Here is an 18,862-nt window from a genome sequence, read left to right on the forward strand (position 1 = left end):
AAATGAAAAAATTTTTGGCAATGGTCCCGCTGCTTGCCGGCGCGGCGTTTCTGGCTTCGGTGGGCGTCTCGTCGGCTGAAGCCAAATACACGATCGGCGTCTCCAACACGGTGCAGGGCAATGGCTGGCGCGAGGAGATGATCTGCGCCATCAAGGCGCAGGCGCTCGCCTCCGGCGAGGTCACCAAGCTCAACATCGCCCATCGCAACACCGACGCCGCCGGCCAGCTCGAGGACATCCGCAACCTGATCAGCGCCAAGGTCAACGCCATCGTCGTCAACCCGGCCGATCCCGCCGGCATCAAGTCAGCGCTCGAGGAAGCCACCAAGGCCGGCATCGTCGTCGTCGCCGTCGACCAGGCGGTCACCGAGCCTTCGGCCTACATCATCTCCAACAACCAGGAGCAGTACGCCTATCTCGGCGCCAAATGGCTGTTCCAGCAGATCGGCGGCAAGGGCGACGTCGTCTACATGCGCGGCGCTGCCGGCGCCTCGGCCGACAGCGACCGCGACAAGGGTTTCAAGAAGGCGCTTGCCGAATTCCCCGACGTCAAGGTCGTGCATGAGGTCTTCACCGGCTGGCAGCAGGACCAGGGCAAGCAGCAGATCCTCGATTTCATCGCCACCGGAGCGCCGTTCAACGGCATCTGGACCTCGGGCATCGACAATGTGATCGTCGATGCACTGGTCGAGTCGCAGACGCCGCTGGTGCCGGTGGTCGGCGCCGACAATGCCGGCTTCGTCGGCCAGCTGAACTCGGTCGAGGGCCTTGTCGGCGCGGCGGTGACCAACCCCGGTTCGATCGGCGGTGCCGGCGTGACCCTGGCTGTGCAGATCCTGAACGGCAAGAAGCCGGCGGAGCAGACCGTGCTGGTCGAGCCGCAGCTGTGGGAGAACGCCACCGAAGAGGGCAAGGCCAAGCTGAAAAGCGTAGCCGATCCGTCGCTGAGCCCGGAATGGCCGGTCTCGATCTCCATTCCGGAGTGGACCACCTACACCAAGGAGCAGATCATCGCCTGCAAGGGCCCGGGCGAGTAAAGATGGCTTCGAGCCGTAGCGCGAGGACGGCGAACTGCCGTCCTCGCGCTACAAAGAGTTGATAGACTGGCGCTCTACGGCGCCCCCCTCTGTCCTGCCGGACATTTCCCCCACGAGGGGGGAGATCAGCCGTCACCGATGCTTTGGCCAATCTTCGGCGTTGAAAGAAGAGAGCCGGCGTCAAAGCTGCCAATCTCCCCCCTTGTGGGGGAGATGTCCGGCAGGACAGAGGGGGGCGCCGTAGAGCGCCAGCAAGAGAGTTTCTGAATCGAGAGCAACGCGATTTGACCACCAGCCCCCTCCTGGACGCCACCGGCGTCGTGAAAACCTACGGCGCCGTGGTGGCGTTGCGCAATGCGTCGCTGTCGGTTCTGCCGGGCGAGGTGCACGCCCTGATGGGCGCCAATGGCGCCGGCAAATCGACGCTGGTCAAAATCCTGACCGGCGCCATCCGCGCCGATGCCGGGCATATCCTGATCCGCGGCGAAGCCCGCGACGTGCGCTCGCCTGCCGATGCGCGCCGCGCCGGCCTGCTTCCCGTCTACCAGGAACCGTCGCTGATCCCCGATCTCGACGTCGCCTCCAACCTTCGCCTGACCGACACGCCGGTCGAGCCGTTCCGCGCCTGGGTGCGCGAACTCGGCATTCCCGACCTCGACATCCGCGACACCGCGCGCGACATCCCGCTGGCCGTGCTGCGCGTGCTCGATCTGGCGCGCGCGCTGGCGGTCGAGCCCGACGTTCTGCTGCTCGACGAGATGACCGCGGCACTGCCGGCGAACCTTGCCGAAAAGGTGCTTGAGGTCATTCGCCGCCAGGGCGACAGCGGTCGTTCGGTGATCTTCATTTCCCACCGTTTCGTCGAGATATCGGCGCTTTGCGACCGCGCCACTGTGCTTCGCGACGGAGAGACCGTCGGCGTCGTCGACATCGAGCCGGGCGTCGAGGAGCGCATCGTCGAGATGATGCTCGGCGCCAAGGTCGAGAAGACGCGCGTGGCGGCGTGCCAGGCGAGCCAGGCCGCTTCGCCTGGGGATAGCCGTCCGCGCCTCGGCGTGGCGAACCTTCGTGTCGGCAGCAAGCTCAACGACGTGTCGTTCGATCTGGTGAACGGCGAAGTCGCGGGCGTGATCGCGCTCGAGGGGCAAGGCCAGGACGAGCTGTTCGCTGCGCTTGCCGGCTCCATCCGGCCGTCCGGCGGCACCATCGAAGTCGACGGGAAGCCGGTGAAATTCGCTCATCCGGCGGATGCGATCCGCGCCGGCATTGCCTATGTGCCCGGCGACCGCACCGAAGCGCTGACCATGCAGCGCTCGGTGCGCGAAAACATCGCGCTCCCGTTCAGCGCCGCCTTGCGCAACTGGGGACCGATCAACATGGCACAGGAACGCTCGACGGTCGTCAGCGCGATCGAGCGTCTGCAGATCGACACCCGTGCCCAGCGCGAGGTACAGCGCCTGTCCGGCGGCAACCAGCAGAAGGTGACGATCGCCCGCTGGATCGCCGCCGAGGCACAGACCATCCTCTGCTTCGACCCGACGCGCGGTATCGATGTCGGCACCAAGCAGGAGATTTACAAGCTGCTGCGCGAACTCGCCGACCAGGGCAAGTCGGTGCTGTTCTATACATCCGAGCTCGAGGAGGTGCAGCGTGTCTGCGATCGCGTCATCGTCATCTTTGGGGGACGCGTCGTCGATGTCTTCCCCGTCGAACTCGCCGACGAGCCGGCACTGATGCGCGCCGCCTATGGCTTGCCGCGCGGCGCCAAGGCTGACGTCGGCATTCTTGCCGATATCCACTCGAGCCCGGTGGCGAAACCTTGACCCGCCTCGTCCGCCGTCAGGGCTGGGTCGCCGGCCTGCTCGTCCTGTTCGTGGTCCTGTTGGTGATCACCAGGCTCATCCAGCCGGGCTATGGCAGCGGCGATTTCGGCTCGCTGGTGCGCGCGGTGCTGCCTTACGCCTTTGCCGTCGCCGCCCAGACGATTGTCGTCATCGCCGGCGGCATCGATCTTTCCGTCGGCGCCATGATGGCGCTGACCAGCGTCACCGCCGCCTCGATGATGGACGGCGCCAGCGAGGAATACGCGCTTTTCGTCGTGCCGTTCGTGCTGGCGATGGGGCTGGTGCTGGGCGCCGTCAACGGCATGCTGATCGTCGTCACCCGCGTGCCCGATATCGTCGTCACGCTGGCCACCCTCTTCGTCCTGCAGGGCGCGGCGCTGCTGGTCCTCGGTGCGCCCGGCGGCGCGGTGGCTGAATGGCTAAGGGCGACCATCGTCGGCACCGTCTCGATCCCGGGCTTGCCAGAACTCTCTGCCTGGATACCGAAGGCGCTGGTGCTGCTGGTCGTCTGCCTTTGCATCATCTGGATACCGCTCAAACGCTCAAAACTCGGCCTGTCAATCTATGCCATCGGCAGCAGCGAGCTCGCCGCGTTTCGCAGCGGCGTGCCGGTCGCGCGCACCAGGATCATCGCCTATGCCCTGTCGGGGCTTTTCGCTGCCATGGGCGGGCTGGCGCTGACCATGAGCACAGGCATCGGCGCCCCCATTCCCGGCCCCTATCTTCTGGCCAGCGTGGCGGCGGTCGTGCTCGGCGGCGTCGCACTAGGCGGCGGCAAGGGCGGATTGCTCGGCCCGATCGTCGCCGTCTTCGTGCTGCGGCTGGTGCGCACCGACCTGACGCTGCTCGCCATCGATCCCAACGTCACCGCAATCATCGAGGGCGCCATCATGGTCGCCGTCGTCATGTTCGGCGCCTTCATCACCATGCGGAGCCGGCAATCATGAGCAATGACGAGAGGCTGGTTTACGGAGTCGGCGATCCACGGCGCCCCCCTCTGTCCTGCCGGACATCTCCCCCACTTGGGGGGAGATCGGCCGTCGCCACGCTTTTCGCCAACTGTCGGCATTCCAAGAATGAACGAGGCGCCGAAACTGCCAATCTCCCCACCCGTGGGGGAGATGTCCGGCAGGACAGAGGGGGGCGCCGTAGAACACCATCCTCTCCCGGCATCGCGCCACCCCAATCGCGAGCAATCCCATGAGCACGACCGCGATCCAACCCGTCCCCTTCGGCCGCCGCCTCAAGCGCTTCATGGCCGACCGGCCGCTGATCCCGCTGATCATCCTGCTGGTCATCCTGGTGCTGGTGCTGCAGATCCTGCGCCCCGGCATCGTCAACGAGCGCTGGCTCGCCAACACCGTCAAGTTCGCCATCCCGCTGGCAATCCTGGCCGGTTGCCAGACGATGACCATGCTGACCGGCGGCATCGACCTGTCGGTCGGAACCGTGGCGACGATGAGCGCCTTCATCATGGCGACGCAGGTCGTCAATCATGACCCGGCGGTGGCGATCCTCATCGCCTTGGTGCCGGCGGTGCTGATCGGCCTGGTCAACGGCATCGGCGTTGGCGTGTTTCGCGTGCACCCACTGATCATGACGCTCGGCACCAGCCTGATCGGCACCGGCTGCCTGCAGGTCTATCAGCGTACCGTCATCGCGTCGGGCGCCAAGATTCCGCCCTTCCTGGCCTGGCTGGGCACCGGCCTCACCTATGGCGTGCCCAACGCGCTGCTGCTGTTCGTGCCCATCGCGGTCCTCATCGTCTTCACCTTGAACCGCACCGGCTTTGGCCGCCTGCTTTACGCAGTCGGCGACAATGAAGGCGCAGCACGCCTGTCCGGCGTCCGCTACTGGCAGGTAATCACCGCGCTCTACGTCATCTCCAGCGTGCTCGCCGGCATCACCGGGCTGCTCTATATCGGCCTGATCAAGGCGCCGTCGCTGTCGCTCGCCGAGCCGCTGGTGCTGCCTTCGGTGGCCGCCGCGGTGATCGGCGGCACCTCGATCTTCGGCGGCCGCGGCGGCTACACCGGCACCATCATCGGGGCGCTGATCCTCACCGTGCTGACGACGCTGCTGACTATCCTGCAAATGCCGGAAGGCGCGCGGCGGATATTGTTTGGGCTGATCGTGCTGTTCGTGACGGCGGCGTATTTGCGGATTATTGAGGATCGGTAGGGGGCCGCGCTGAGGCGAATGGCTGCGGGGTGGAAAGGGGACGTCGAAGCCCTCGCCGCTTCCGGACCTCGGATTATGACTTAGCCCGCGTGGTCTCTCATGGACGGCCCCGGCAAGCAGCACCTCTGACGGTGGACAGTAAATCCGTTACTGCTCCTTCTTGAACAGGTCCTGGAAGATCAGCTGGCCCCAAGTGCGGCCGCGTGCGTGCACCAGCGCGCCATCCTCGTTGAGTTTTCCCAGCTTGATGGGTGCGAACCCGAGTTGTTTGGCCAAATCCGCCACGGGAGCGATCGCGTCCTCGTCGTCGCTCGACAGAAAGACGACCCGATGGCCCCCCTCGACTATCGGATTGGCAGCCAGGGTGGCCGCAAGCAGGTGATTGAAACCTTTCACGAACTTAGCGCCGGTGAACGACTTCGCAACGAAGGCGGAGGACGGGAGGCCGTCCAACTTCTCAAGGGGAACTAACGCGTTCATCGCGTCGATGACCGTCTTGCCTTTCCAGCTCGGCAGGGCCTTCGCAACCTCGCGATGTTCCCCGAACGGGACCGCCAAGATGATTGTGTCGGCCTCGAGTGCATCCCGCAGCGACTTGGCGACGACCGTGGGTCCAATCGCCCGAGCCTGCGGCGCCAACGCCTCGGGCGGCCGGCGGCTAGCGACGGTCACGTCGATGTTTTTACGGGCGAAGGCGTGGGCGAGGGCCTGGCCTATCTTACCGAATCCTACAATCGCATAGCGCATAATACTTCTCCAATCCGTGTTAAAACTAAAGTTCGCGAAGCGAACGTTGGCTAGGTTGCTCGCCCAATCGATCACGTTCTGTGTGCACGCCTGGGAACGAGCAGCGTCAGCGCTCTAGGCTCCGCGCCTGGTGATCCCGCGATTGGAGGGCCAACCGCGGGACGGCGTCGGGGTCAGACCTGCGACATGCCCCCGTCGACAACGAGATCGATGGCCGTCGTGAAACGACTGTCGTCCGAGGCGAGATAGAGGACCGCAGCCGCGATCTCCTTAGAAAGCCCGAAGCGTCCCAACGGAACCAGCGAGACGAAGAAGTCCGTCAACTCCTGAGAAATTTGGGCGAAGGCCGCCGTGTCACCGATCGCTCCCGGACTAATGCTGTTCACCCGGATCTTTCGGTCCTTCAGGTCGTTCGTCCAGCTTCGCGCGAACGACCTGACCGCCGCCTTGGCAGCCGCGTACAAGCTTGCCCCAGCATATCCCTTGAGGTGCGCGTTCGAGGCGTTGAGGATGATCGAGCCGCCCTCGCGCATCAGGGGTAGCGCCTTTTGGACGGTGAACAGCGTACCGCGGACGTTGAGATTGAGCGTATCGTCGACCAACTGGTCTGAGATCAACCCTATCGGCTTGTCGACTTCTCCGCCGCCGGCGCTGGCGAAGACGATGTCGATGTGGCCCTTTACGGATTTCACCTTCTCGTAGAGCCGGTCGAGGTCCGCCAGGTTGGCCGAGTCGGCGCGCACGCCGGTCACGTTGCGGCCAATCGCCTTCACCGCCTCGTCGAGGACCTCCTGCCGCCGGCCGGTGATGAACACATGGGCCCCTTCTTCGACGAATAGTTTCGCCGTCTCAAGCGCCATACCGGAGGTACCACCCGTGATGACTGCAACCTTACCTTCAAGCTTTCCCATACCTTCTCCTGTCGTGGCGTCGGGACAGCATCTGGCCCCGAGACCCTCGAAATGGGTCCGCCGGCATCAGTTGTTGAGTGCGGAAGCGCGCACATCGGTGGTGCAAAATCGATCCGGCTGGACGACTGGCGCCAGCCGCGACGATCGGTGTCCGCCGTTCGGAATTGGGCCGCGCTCGCGACATAGGCTATGATGACCGCCCGTACTGCTGTTCGATGTGTTAGATACGGGCTTTGGAAGGCGCACCCCGCGGTGCGGGATTGCACCATGATCGACTGGGACGACGTTCGCTACTTTCTTGCCGTCGCGCGTGGGGCTCGGTCCGAGCCGCCGCCGAGCGCCTCGGCGTGAACCACACCACAGTGCTGCGGCGCATTGCCCAACTGGAGGAGCGGCTGGGGGTGCAGATGTTCGAGAAGCTGCCCTCGGGCTACCGCCTGACGGCTGCGGGCGAGGAGGTCCTCGAGTTCGCGGACCAGATGGAAGCGTCGTCGCACCAGCTAGAGACGCGCGTCTTCGGGCGCGACCAGAGCGTGCGCGGGCGTCTGCGGGTGACGCTGGCGCCGACCCTCGCGACGCACTTACTCATGCCCGACTTCGCGGAGTTTGCGCTTCTGCATCCGGACATCGAGATGGAAATCTTGTCGTCCGGCGAGCTGGCAAATCTGACCAACCGAGAGGCCGATGTCGCGATCCGCGTCGTTTACGATCGCAAGACCCTGCCGCTTAATCTCCATGCCCTGAAGGGGCCGGACTTGTTCGGCGGCGTCTACATGTCCCACGATCGGCTAGCCGCGTGGCGTGCGGGCGCGCCTGATCCCATCCGGTGGATCGTCATAAGCCTTCATGGCATCCCGGATTGGGCAAGCGAGGGTGAGGTTCGCACCACGGGGGTTCCATTCAGGACCACGGACGGCGAGGCGCAGATCATTGCTGTACGGCAAGGGCTCGGGATCACGACACTGCCGTGCTTCGTCGGAGATGCCGATCCCCTACTGGTGAGGGTACCGGGCACCGACCTGCACATGTACGGAACGGTCTGGCTTCTCACACAGGGGGAGACACGCAAGACGAAGCGCGTGCGGCTCTTCACGGAGTTCGTGTCCCGCAGGCTCGCCGCGTACGCTCCGCTTCTCGCGGGGCTGTCTGTATCGGGCGACTGATGCGCAGCAGGTCGCCGGCGACGCTTGCAGTGGACAAGTGCCTGCAAGCGGACATGCCCGGAACCTCGAAGCGCTTTGGTTGATGCGCCGGCTGGCCCCGGACTACCGCACCATTGCCGCGTTCCGGCACGACAATCCGGAGGCGATCATGACGCTGTTCCCAGCGCCTCATCATCGAGCTTGGTATCGGACAGAATCCGCTTAAGCCGTGCGTCCTCGTCCTCCAGCGCCTTCAGGTGTCTAGCCTCGGAGACATCCACCCCGCCGAAGGGCCTCTACACTGGCGCTTTATCCCAAGTCGCCCCCGAAAGCCGTCGTTCCGTACCGGCCTCAATGTAGCCGTTCAACACGCATCATTGGAACGTCTGCTCCTGGCGCTACCTGTGCATTCCGGGAACGAGAAATTCGAAGGCTGGCCACTGACATCCACTGAGCGACTCGTGGCCGGAAAGCCGCATTAGATGCAGTGTCGAACCTTACGAATGTCGCACGGTTTTGGCGGTCGCCTAAGCGCGGAAAGCAGGGCGGCAGGTGGCACAAACCGCCGAAACCTCCGGCGGAAGTCCGTCACCCGAAATCATAGCCACCACGGCCTTGGCCGCAGGGATACCCTACGCCGCCTGAACGATCTCGACCAGTTCAACGTCGAACACCAGATCCTTTCCGGCCAACGGATGATTGCCGTCGAGCTTGACGCTGGCGTCGTCGACGCCGACGACCGTCACCTGCATGGGGCGCCCTTCGGGGGTTCTGGCCTGCAATCGAGTACCGATATCGACGTTGATGTTGTCCGGCACCCTGGCGCGGTCGACGGTCATGACCGCTTCCGGGCGGTGGGGACCATAGGCGGCGTCGGCGGGAACGGTGACAGTGCTTTTCGCGCCGACCTCCATGCCCTCGACATGGGTCTCAAGGCCGGGGATCACTTGCCCTTCACCGAGCTTGAATTGCAGCGGTTCGCTGCCGGAAGAATCGAATTGAGTGCCGTCGGCTAGACGTCCAGTATAATTGATGCGCACGGTGTCGCCATTCTTGGCCTGTGTCATGGCAGTCATCCTTTGGGAGTTTTTGAGGGACCGGCCAGAGTTCACGGTCCCGTTTTCGATCATCCACGCACTAAGGTGCGCGGCGCGAAACTCTAAAACTAGGGGCTTGGCTGCCGATGTAAACCCACAATGCCGATTGAGCCACCTTCGTAAAGACAGGTCGCGGAGGTGGACTGGGATCTGTTCGCCAAGGATCTGGGGCGCGCATTTTTCGAGCATGTCGTGGCGACAGAGATTGCGAAGACTCTGATCGGCCACCCACCCCGGCGGCTCTTGGCGCTTTGCTGATGCTGAGCGACGTCAGTTTTCGCCCAAATCGCATCAGCCTTCACACAGCCAAACTGCCCTGCTCCGCCTCCTCGGCGTTGGGGTCGCCCGGTGCCGTCGCCCAGGCCAGTTCGACCAGGGCGCGGCGCAGCGAGTGCGAGCCGTAGGCGCGGGCGATGGCTGCGTCGCTCGGGCAGGGCCAGCCCTCCTTCGCTCCTAGCTGGCCCAGGCGTAGAAGACGGCGAACAGCAGAAGCCACACCGCATCGACAAAATGCCAGTACCAGGATGCCGCCGTCGTGATGAAGCCGGCGCCGCCGGCTGAGCGCGCGCGGATCACCCGATATGCGGCGATCGACAGCAACAAGATGCCGATAACGACGTGCAGGCCGTGGAAGCCAGTCGTAAGGAAGAAGATCGAGGGATAGACACCGTCGCGGAATCCCACCGAGGCGAGGCTGAATTCCCGAAGCTGAAGGCCGACGAACACGCCGCCGAGCGCGATCGCCACGGTAAGCCCGATAGCCGAAAGCTGCCATCGCTCTTTCAGAAGCCAGTCATGCGCCGCTGCGACGCAGACCCCCGACGCGACGAGGATCACTGTGTTGAGAAGCGGGCCGCCCCAAGGGTCGTCGGGGCGCATCGGCGTAGGTGGCCATGAGCTGAACCCCGCGATCTCCGGATAGATCGCGTATCGTAGGTAGACGGCGAACAAGGCGGCGAAGAACGCTACCTCGGACGCGATTAAGGCGATGATCGCGATCCTCGGACCAAAGGTGTTTTGCGGACCAATCGCACGCTCACCACTCGTCGCCCGCGACCACGCTGTCAGAGCGATGAACAATGGCAGAAGCCCCGCCGCGATCACGAGCGGACCGAGTACCGCGATGCTGCCGGCCAGCGTGCCGAACAGCGACGGGTGGAAGAGCGCGAGACCGGCGCACGCTAGCAGGAACAGCGAGACAGCAATCGCGACAGGCCATCGGCCATCCGTGCCGCCGACCTCGGTGACAGTCTTGCTCACGCGCCTGCCTCCGCGCCCGCCGTGCCACGCGGACGCGCCATCTCGGGATCGTCATCCCATTCATGCGTGAAAGCCGGACCCCAAACGTCGCGCGGGGCCGACGCGCCACGCCGCAGCGAGACCGCAAGCATCACCAGGAACAGCAGCGTGGAGGCGAGCGCGAGCACAGCGCCGAGCGACGCAATCATATTCCAGCCCAAGAAACCGTCCGGATAATCCGCGATGCGCCGTGGCATTCCTGCCAGTCCGAGGAAATGCATCGGGAAAAACAGAACGTTGGTGCCGATGAAGAAGCACCAGAAATGCCACCGTCCAACCCACTCCGGGAACATGCGTCCGGTCATGCGCGGGAACCAGTAATAGAAGCCGGCGAAGATCGCATAGGTCGCGCCGAGGCTCAGCACATAGTGGAAATGCGCGACGACGTAGTAGGTGTTGTGCAGCACTTGATCCGCGCCGGCATTGGCAAGCACGATCCCCGTCGTGCCGCCGACCGTGAACATGATGATGAAGCCCAGCGCCCACAGCATCGGCACGGTGAGGCGGATCGACCCGCCCCACATAGTGGCAATCCAGGCGAACACCTTGATGCCGGTCGGCACCGCGATCACCATCGAGGCCAGCGTGAAGAAGGCACGCGGCGCGAAGCCGACACCGACGGTGAACATATGGTGCGCCCAGACGATGAAACCCAGCGCCGCAATTGATGCCATCGCCAGCACCATGCCGGGATAACCGAAAATCGGGCGACCTGAGAACCGCGAGACGATCTGGCTGATGATGCCGAAGGCTGGCAGGATCATGATGTAGACCTCCGGATGGCCGAAGAACCAGAAGAGGTTCATGAACAGCATCGGGTCTCCGCCGCCGGCTGGATCGAAAAAGGCGCCGCCGAAATTGCGGTCGGCAAGCAGCATCGCCAGCGCGGCCGCCAGCACCGGCATGGCGAGAAGCAGCATGAGCGACGAAATCAGGATCGACCACACGAACAGCGGCATGCCGAACAGCGGCAAGCGATCCTCGCGCATGTTAAGGATGGTAGTGACGAAATTGATCGCGCTGATCACAGAAGAAATGCCGGCCAAGTGCAGCGCGAGGATCGTCATGTCGACCGACGGTCCGGGCTGGCCGTCTATGCCCGACAGCGGCGGATAGAGGCTCCAGCCGGTACCCGTTCCGTCGCCGACCAGCAGCGACCCGATCAGCATGATCAAGGACAGCGGCAGCAACCAGAAGCCGAGACTGTTCAGTCCCGGAAAGGCCATGTCGCGCGCACCGATCATCAGCGGGACGAACCAGTTGCCGAAGCCGCCGATCAACGCCGGCATCACCATGTAGAAGATCATGATTAGGCCATGCGCGGTGATCAGCGCGTTCCAGGACTGGCCGTTGACGACATAGTCCATGCCCGGTTGCGCCAGTTCGAGCCGCATGTAGCCCGAGATCGCGCCGCCCAGCGTCCCCGCCATGATCGCGAATCCGAGATAAAGCGTGCCGATCGCCTTATGGTCGGTGGTGAACAGCCAGGCCGCAATCGACCGGCACTCGGGCCTATGTTCGGTGGCGCTCATTTCGCCACCTGCGCTGATATAGTCGCGGCGCTGACGACCGGATATCGCGTTGCAGCGTCCCGCACCCAGGCGTCGAAATCAGGCTGCGCCATGGCCTCGATCGCGATCGGCATGAAGGAATGGTTCAGACCGCAGATCTGGTTGCACTGCCCGTAATAGACACCCGGCTTCTCGACGCGTGTCCAGGTTTCGTTGAGGCGCCCGGGCATGGCGTAAATCTGTAGGCCCAGTGCCGGCATGAAGAAGGAGTGCACGACGTCCGACGATGTCACCTGTATGTGCACGACAGCGCCGACCGGGACAACCATGCGATTGTCGACCGCTAGCAGACGCGGTTCACCGGCCGGAACGGAGGCCGGCGGCAACATGATGGAATCGTATGCGAAGCCGCCATTGTCGGGATAGGAATAACGCCAGAACCACTGATGGCCGCTGGCCTTTATCGTCAACTGTGCGTCGGGAATATCGCTCTCATAGGCGAGCAACTGGAGCGACGGCGCGGCGATCGCGCCCAGCACCAGCACCGGCGCGATCGTCCAGCCGAATTCCAGCCAGGGCATGCGCGTGACTTTTGACGCCGTGGGGTGCCGGCTCGCCCGGAAGCGCAAGAGCGCGAAACCGATCAGCATGGCGACGAGCGCGACGATGCAGACGCCGATCAGCAATATGTGGTCGTGCAGCGCAACGATCCGCTCCTTCGTCTCCGAGGCCGAGACGCCGAAACTTGTCTGCCAGTTCGCCGGCGCCTGCGCCAAGCCGTGCCGTGCGTCGAGCATCATTGCGGAGACAAAACCGAGGAAAACAGTGCCCCGCCCGCGCATGACATTTACGCCTTCAGCACGGAGATGAGATGCGCGCCGAGGCGCGCACTTAGCGCCGCAATGGTGAGCGTGGGCGCATTCGCCGTGATGGACGGGAAGACGGACGAGCCGACGATGTAGAGGTTTGGATGGTCGTGGCTCTTCAGGTCCCTGTCGACGACCGAGGTGAGCGGGTCATCTCCCATGCGTGTCGTGCCGCCCATGATCGCGCTGTCGGCGATCGGGCCGAGCTGCTTGATCTGCGTGGCGCCGAGTGCAGCCATGAGCTTGTTCTGCACATCGCGCGCGACCGCCAGCCCGCGCGCCGTGTAGTCGTCAGACTTGAAGGCGATGTTCGGCCGCGGAATGCCGATCCCGTCCATCTGATCGCTCAGCGTCACGCGATTGTCCGGATTGGGAAGCATTTCGGCAGAGCTGCCAATGATCAGCTCCCGCGCGACGTGCGAACGGACTGCCGCCTTCAGCGCATCGCCGCGCAGGCCCTGTTTGATGAAGGTCGTCGCAGCCTGGAACGGACCGACCGCCCGCGCCCAGCCCTCATTGGAAGGCGAGATGCCGATGGCCGCACGCTCGTTGCGGAAATCGCCGTCCCGAAGCTCGGCAATGCCACCGGTCGAGACCGGTCCGCGATAGGTGAACACGGGATCCTTGGTCAGTCCCTGAATGCCGACATCGATCTGCGACAGCAGATTGCGGCCGACCTGGTCGGAACTGTTCGCCACGCCCGTCGGCGCATTGTCTCCCGTCGAAAGCAGTAGCAGCTTTGGCGTCTCAATGGTATGCGCCGCGATGACCACAATTTTTCCGGTCGCGCTGCCCTCGCTGCGATTCGGGCGACGGTAACGCACTTCGGCAATGCGTTTGTCCGGACCGACGACTAGCTCGTGCACCACGGCCTGCGGCTCGACATGCGCGCTGGCGCGCTCCGCGATGGCGAGATGATGCGTCGCGTCGTACTTCGCCTGGATGGGGCAGATCGGCACGCAGCTCGCATTGCCGCAGCATTGCGGGCGGCCATCCCGCCACACCGAATTGCGCGCCTGTGGAAATGGCAACACCGAGTAGCCGAGCGCCTTGGCAGCGATGCCGACCTGCTTGTCGGCATAGGTCATGGGGATCGGTGGCATCGGAAACGATTTTGAGCGCGGCGCGCCGAAATCGGCGGTGTCGTCGCCCGCGACGCCGATCTCTTCCTCGGCGGCCTGATACCACGGCTCCATGTCGCCATAGGCGATAGGCCAATCGACGCCGACGCCGAACTTCGAGTGCATCTTGAAATCGTTTGGCCGGAACCGCGCGGCGAGCCCGCCCCAGTGCCACGTGGTGCCGCCGACGATCCTCGCCTGCTGTCCCCTAAAGGTGTCCGGCCCAGCCTCGACATAGTAGGCGGAGAAGTCGGATTCTTCCGGCTGCGGCGCATAGGGCTGGTCGGGGTAAGGCGAGTTCTGGCCCTTCGCGGACGAGTACTGGAATCGTGTCACAGCGGTGCCGCGATCGACGCGCGGTCCCGCCTCGAGGAACAGCACGCTGAAGCCTGCTTTCGCGATAGCCGCGCCGGCAAGCGCCGCGGCTACGCCTGAACCGACAAACACGACATCGGCGGACGCCGGCGCGGTCATTCGGAAAACCGTCCGGGCGGCGGTGCGTTCGCCCACGCGCCAAAATTCGTGTCGCATCGCGTCGGCGGCTTGGTGTAACCGCAGGCATGCCAGACGAACGCATCGAGATAGGTAAGGACGCGTTCTTCCGAGCCGTGCATGGTGCTACCCGTATACCAGGCTTGGATGAGCGATTCCGACAGCGGTTTCAGCCCCGCCGACGCAATCGCGCTGTCCCATTCTGTCTCGGGCTGTTCCGTCACGATCGCATGCAGTTTTCCGAGATCGGCGGCGTCAGCGGAGAATGCCTGCAGGAACAATTCCGGCAGCGTGGCGTCGCTCGGCGACATGCCCGTCAGTATGCCTGTCAATTCGCGAAACGCGCCGGGGTCGATCGCGCTGCTCAAGGCGACCTGGCTACGGGCCGCGGCGGGCAATCCGAAGAATGCGGCGAGCGTCGAGACGGCAATGAGAAGCTCGCGTCGCCGCACTGTTGCCGGCGCAGAATGATGCGGCGCCGGCTCACCTACCTGCTTGGGCAGACGCGCATCGTCACTGCCAGCCATCGGTACCCTCAAGGCGAGCCTCTGCTGAAACAACGAGGCCGCACGCTTATCTGAAGCTACGGCTCAATCTGAGCTTGGTCAATCGACCCTTTCAAGCTCAGAACAGGCGAGCCAGAGAGCTCGACATTTGAGATCAAAAGCGCCGCTTGGGCCTGACCTTGCACGCGGCGACCTATCCATGCGGTGGTCGTCCTCAGGAGGGGATAGCTAAGCCGTCGGCCGGAAATAGCCGATGTCGAGCTTGCCTTGCCACCAAACATGCGGTCCGTCAGGCCCCTCCACACGTTAACCATCGCGCACGTTCCCCCTGATCAGCGCGAAAATCAGCGTGGAGCGATCTCTGCGACGAGATCGTTCGTCGTCTTGACCCCCGCCATGAAGCCGGCGGCATTGAATTCGTTCATGACGAAGAAAGCGCCGACGCCGCGTGTCGGTGCAATCGCAACATAGAGAAACATCCCTTGCAGGCCGCCGCTCTTCTGGAGGATGAGCGGGCGATGCTCGTCGGGGAGCATGATGACCCATCCGAGACCCATGGCGTCCATAGGGCCGCCGTCATCCAGCCCCACCACCGACGCGAGCCCGTCCCGGTACAAAAAAGCCGCGTGGTTCAAAAGGCGGAACTCGGCGTCGGCCGCGGAAGGCTTGTTGTCGACATGCCAGTTCATCCAGCGCAGCAGGTCGTCCGCGGTCGAGTACAATCCACCAGCGCACTCCATGGCTGTGCTCGTCGGCACGATTGGCATGGCGCTGCCGTCGAAGTCATGGCCCTGCATCAGGCGCGGCTCGTCCTCCGGTCTTGGATTGAAAACCGTGTCTTTCATGCCGAGAGGATCGAGGACGCGCTCTCGAACGACCTCGGCATAGGGCTTTCCCGAGACATTCGCGAGCGCCGCTCCAAGGAGGTCGTATCCGAAGTTCGAATAGAGAAAGGCGGTGCCCGGCGCGAACAGCAGCGGATTGTCCTTGAGGGCGGCAATCTGCGCCTCTTTGGTGTTCGTCGAGAAGGGGTCGGAGGGGGGCGCCTCGGCCACTGGCACCTCCCGCGGAAGGCCGGAAGCTTGCGCGACGAGATCGATCAGGCGGAGGGCGCGGCCATCCTTCTCAGGGAGCGTGACGTCCCAGCCAAGGCGATCCTGCAGCCGGTCGGTAAGCTGTACCTTACCGTCGATCGCCAGCGAGGAAAGCACACTGCCGCAGAACACTTTGCTCACGGACGCAATGCGGAACATTGTATCGCCGTCGGGCACTTTTTCACTCCCGTCGGCAATCTTGCCGAAACCGGCCAAGGCCGTCTCGCCGTTGCGCACGGCGCCGAAGATCAGGCCAGGCACCTTGGTGGAGAGATACAGGATCGTACCGTTGAACTGCACCGCTTCCGTCAGCAGCTTGTCCTCGGCATGTCCATAAGAGGGAACGGTTGCGATTGCCGTCAAAGCGATGGCCATAAGTCGGCGCGATCGAGACAAACGCATTGCCAAATCCTTTGATAAAGCTGCAGAATAAAATCTTCGTAAAACGGGCCGCCGCGTAGTATCTTACCATCTCTCCAGAAGCAGGAGATGTCAACAGAACGAACCGAAGGGGTAATCGGCTGCGGTAGCGTAGGTTCGGCGGCTATTTGCGCTACAGTCCTGCCGTATTTCTTGTCCTTCTTCAGTTGATCGTGGCTGATCTCTTCATTGGCAAACTGACCCGCTGGTAATTTATAAAATATGTAAAGCGCCGTCGGTATGAGGGAGTGCTGTAGCGTCGAACAACTTATAATAGCGGATCTGCGTCGCGCCAATCGTGGTCGTATGATGAAGACCGGCTGGCTTGCCGGTCACACAAACACGATAGGGTTTTTCTCGCGCCGTGCCATGCGGATCAATTCCGATAGTCCATCGGCAAATTCCCGAACCCATGCGTCGGTGCTGGATTCGAGCAGCCGCAATTCGCGCTCGAGCTCGACAAAGCTCGGCTCCCCGATGACGTCTCCGACACTGCAGGCTGAAAAAAGGACAATCCGTTCCAAGGCCGAGCCTTCGCCGAGAAGGCCGGCAATCGCCTCTCCAAGCGCGGCGACGTGGGCGATGTTTCCGACACGCCAGTCGCACACCGTGACAGCGTCCCAGGTGAGATTTACGCCCTCGGGATGAATCACCTCGCATTCGCCCGTTGTCGGTTCCCGCTGAAAGCGATAGCCGGGGAATTCCCGCTCCATGGTCGAAGCGCTTTTGAAAACTGCCACGTCGAGACCCATTCCGATCCTCCGGCTAGCCCACCAAAACAGGCGCGCAGCACTACTCCGGCAGCTCCACCAGCCGCGTGGTCGGTCACGATTCCTTGCGGGTGCTGCCGCCGCGAATCGATCATAAATGGCCTCGCGCCATCAGGCGAAACACATCTAGTTTAGCGCCCACCAAGAAAACACTTGGCGTAAGCGGACTTAGCGAATCGCCAAGATCAGCATAGCGTACAGCGCAGCCAATGCACCGAGCAGCGTGGCGCCAGTCTCAGACAGCCAGCCTCCCCTGCTCCAACTCCTCGGCATTGGGATCCCCCGGTGCCGTCGCCCAGGCCAGCTCCACCAGCGTCACGACCCGCCGGCCGAGACCGTCAAGCTGGCAGACGATCAGCCCCTGCTCCTCGATATAGGTCAGCAGGCGCCGTGCGCGGCGCAGCGAGTGCGAGCCATAGGCGCGGGCAATCGCCGCGTCGCTAGGGCAGGGCCAGCCCTCCTTCGCCGCGCGGGCGATCATCATGAACACACCCTGCATATCCTCGGGCAGAAGCGAGGCGCGCGCCGAGACATCCTGCCAGGCGTCATCGCCTGCCATGTCGGAGCCGAGGCCGGCACGGGCGCGCGTCAGCATGCGACGGAATTCGGGCAGGTCCGGCATCACCGCGGCGAGGCCCTCGATCCGGCAGCGGACCACGAACTCCTGATAGAGCACGCCGTTGACCCGGAACCCCGCATCGGGCTGCGCCAGCACGGCGCGCAAGACACGGTCGACGCGCTCACGCCGCTCCGCCAAATCCTCGGCGCTGATCGGCTGCTCCACTGGTTCGGGTCGGATTTCCAGTGCCGCCGATTTTGCCGCCATCAGCTGATCGAGCAGGTCCGGCGACGACCGGCGCTGCGGCCGGACAGTTTCCGGCGGCGGGGCTGCCAGGATGATCGCGCGGGCGTCCTCAAGGGCTGCTTCCGGCAGCGGCATCAGCCGCGGGGTGCCGTTGCGCGGACTTGTATCGGTGGGGCCGATGCGCAAGCCCAGCGGGCGGCGCGACAGCGCCGGGCCCAGCGCCATGAATTGCCCGCGCTCCAGGTCGCGAAAAGCCTCCGCCTGCCGCCGCTCCATGCCTAAAAGGTCGGCGGCGCGCGCCATGTCGATATCGAGAAAGGTCCGGCCCATGAGGAAATTGGAAGCCTCGGCGGCGACGTTCTTGGCAAGCTTGGCCAGTCGCTGGGTAGCGATGATCCCGGCAAGCCCGCGTTTGCGGCCTCGGCACATGAGGTTCGTCATGGCGCCAAGCGAGAGCTTGCGCGCCTCGTCCGAAACCTCGCCGGCCACTGCCGGCGCGAACAGCTGCGCCTCGTCGACTATCACCAGCATCGGGTACCAGTGGTCGCGGGCGACCTCAAAAAGCCCGCCGAGAAAGGCGGCGGCGCGCCGCATCTGGTTCTCGGCGTCGAGCCCCTCGAGATTGAGCACCGTGGAGACGCGATGGATGCGCGCCCGCTCGCCGGCGCTCTGCAGGCCGCGCTCGGTATGCTCCTCGGCATCGATCACCAAATGGCCGAAACGGTCGCCCAGCGAGACGAAGTCGCCTTCGGGGTCGATGATGGTCTGCTGCACCCAGGGCGCACTATGCTCCAGCAGCCGGCGCAGCAGATGCGATTTGCCGGAGCCCGAATTGCCTTGCACCAAAAGGCGCGTCGCCAGCAGCTCCTCAAGATCCAGTGCCGCCGGGGCGCCTGCGGTCGTGTGGCCCATCTCGATCGCAACGGTCATGTCTCGACTCTCCTTGGGGAGAGGGCTTATCAACCGCATCACAGCCCGTCGAGCGCCGATGGCCGGCGGCTCGCTGTTGCGCACAACTG

Annotated in this window: 15 protein-coding genes and 2 pseudogenes; 5 read left to right on the forward strand and 12 right to left on the reverse strand. The window is 63.9% G+C overall.

Annotated features, from left to right (window positions below; translation table 11 throughout):
- Positions 1–2: 2 nt before the first annotated feature.
- The 4 genes from BQ8794_RS22245 to BQ8794_RS22270 all read left to right on the forward strand — a co-directional run bounded on the left by BQ8794_RS22245 (position 3) and on the right by BQ8794_RS22270 (position 5,062).
- The gene (locus BQ8794_RS22245) at positions 3–1,037 is read left to right on the forward strand and encodes an ABC transporter substrate-binding protein (protein ID WP_077380800.1); all 1,035 of its coding nucleotides are present in this window, start codon (positions 3–5) and stop codon (positions 1,035–1,037) included.
- A gap of 284 nt (positions 1,038–1,321) precedes the next feature.
- Positions 1,322–2,860, forward strand: coding sequence for a sugar ABC transporter ATP-binding protein (locus BQ8794_RS22255; RefSeq protein ID WP_077380802.1), 1,539 nt, complete (start codon positions 1,322–1,324; stop codon positions 2,858–2,860).
- Positions 2,857–3,828: an ABC transporter permease gene (locus BQ8794_RS22260; protein ID WP_077380803.1), complete on the forward strand. Its 972-nt coding sequence runs from the start codon at positions 2,857–2,859 to the stop codon at positions 3,826–3,828. Before BQ8794_RS22255 ends, BQ8794_RS22260 begins: the two co-directional genes overlap by 4 nt.
- Before the next feature lie 253 nt (positions 3,829–4,081).
- The gene (locus BQ8794_RS22270) at positions 4,082–5,062 is read left to right on the forward strand and encodes an ABC transporter permease (protein WP_077380804.1); all 981 of its coding nucleotides are present in this window, start codon (positions 4,082–4,084) and stop codon (positions 5,060–5,062) included.
- Positions 5,063–5,209: 147 nt separating this feature from the next.
- Here BQ8794_RS22270 and BQ8794_RS22275 read toward each other — a convergent pair whose 3' ends face one another.
- Both BQ8794_RS22275 and BQ8794_RS22280 read right to left on the reverse strand, forming a co-directional pair.
- On the reverse strand, positions 5,210–5,809 hold the full coding sequence (locus BQ8794_RS22275; protein WP_077380805.1) for an NADPH-dependent F420 reductase: 600 nt from the start codon (positions 5,807–5,809) through the stop codon (positions 5,210–5,212).
- Positions 5,810–5,982: 173 nt separating this feature from the next.
- Entirely contained in the window at positions 5,983–6,720 is a 738-nt protein-coding gene (locus BQ8794_RS22280) for an SDR family NAD(P)-dependent oxidoreductase (protein WP_077380806.1), read from the reverse strand.
- Between the two features lie 267 nt (positions 6,721–6,987).
- On the opposite strand from BQ8794_RS22280, the pseudogene BQ8794_RS22285 reads away from it, so the two are divergent.
- Positions 6,988–7,883, forward strand: a pseudogene (locus tag BQ8794_RS22285) (LysR family transcriptional regulator).
- A 611-nt stretch (positions 7,884–8,494) separates the two neighbouring features.
- Here BQ8794_RS22285 and BQ8794_RS22290 read toward each other — a convergent pair.
- The 10 genes and pseudogenes from BQ8794_RS22290 to BQ8794_RS22340 form a co-directional block, all read right to left on the reverse strand.
- The gene (locus BQ8794_RS22290; protein WP_077381007.1) at positions 8,495–8,929 is read right to left on the reverse strand and encodes an FKBP-type peptidyl-prolyl cis-trans isomerase; all 435 of its coding nucleotides are present in this window, start codon (positions 8,927–8,929) and stop codon (positions 8,495–8,497) included.
- 328 nt (positions 8,930–9,257) lie between these two features.
- A pseudogene (locus tag BQ8794_RS36660) lies at positions 9,258–9,410 on the reverse strand (ATP-binding protein); the annotation flags it as partial.
- A 2-nt stretch (positions 9,411–9,412) separates the two neighbouring features.
- Positions 9,413–10,219: a cytochrome c oxidase subunit 3 gene (locus BQ8794_RS22300; protein ID WP_077380808.1), complete on the reverse strand. Its 807-nt coding sequence runs from the start codon at positions 10,217–10,219 to the stop codon at positions 9,413–9,415.
- Positions 10,216–11,790: a cytochrome c oxidase subunit I gene (locus BQ8794_RS22305; RefSeq protein WP_077380809.1), complete on the reverse strand. Its 1,575-nt coding sequence runs from the start codon at positions 11,788–11,790 to the stop codon at positions 10,216–10,218. The genes BQ8794_RS22300 and BQ8794_RS22305 overlap by 4 nt, the downstream gene beginning before the upstream one ends.
- Positions 11,787–12,611 carry a cytochrome c oxidase subunit II gene (gene coxB / locus BQ8794_RS22310; protein WP_077380810.1) on the reverse strand — a complete coding sequence of 275 codons (825 nt, stop codon included), beginning with the start codon at positions 12,609–12,611 and terminating at the stop codon, positions 11,787–11,789. The genes BQ8794_RS22305 and coxB overlap by 4 nt, the downstream gene beginning before the upstream one ends.
- Positions 12,612–12,616: 5 nt before the next feature.
- On the reverse strand, positions 12,617–14,230 hold the full coding sequence (locus tag BQ8794_RS22315) for a GMC family oxidoreductase (RefSeq protein WP_143744653.1): 1,614 nt from the start codon (positions 14,228–14,230) through the stop codon (positions 12,617–12,619).
- Complete coding sequence (locus BQ8794_RS22320) at positions 14,227–14,775, reverse strand: sugar dehydrogenase complex small subunit (RefSeq protein ID WP_077380812.1); 549 nt, start codon at positions 14,773–14,775, stop codon at positions 14,227–14,229. The genes BQ8794_RS22315 and BQ8794_RS22320 overlap by 4 nt, the downstream gene beginning before the upstream one ends.
- A 323-nt stretch (positions 14,776–15,098) precedes the next feature.
- Positions 15,099–16,250, reverse strand: a complete 1,152-nt coding sequence (ampH, locus tag BQ8794_RS22330) for a D-alanyl-D-alanine-carboxypeptidase/endopeptidase AmpH (protein WP_077380814.1) — start codon at positions 16,248–16,250, stop codon at positions 15,099–15,101.
- Between the two features lie 350 nt (positions 16,251–16,600).
- Positions 16,601–17,020 carry a hypothetical protein gene (locus BQ8794_RS22335; protein ID WP_077380815.1) on the reverse strand — a complete coding sequence of 140 codons (420 nt, stop codon included), beginning with the start codon at positions 17,018–17,020 and terminating at the stop codon, positions 16,601–16,603.
- 253 nt (positions 17,021–17,273) lie between these two features.
- The gene (locus tag BQ8794_RS22340) at positions 17,274–18,773 is read right to left on the reverse strand and encodes a helicase HerA domain-containing protein (RefSeq protein WP_077380816.1); all 1,500 of its coding nucleotides are present in this window, start codon (positions 18,771–18,773) and stop codon (positions 17,274–17,276) included.
- Positions 18,774–18,862: the final 89 nt, after the last annotated feature.

Origin of the sequence: Mesorhizobium prunaredense (assembly GCF_900156895.1) — a bacterium.
GTDB classification, from domain to species: Bacteria; Pseudomonadota; Alphaproteobacteria; order Rhizobiales; family Rhizobiaceae; genus Mesorhizobium; species Mesorhizobium prunaredense.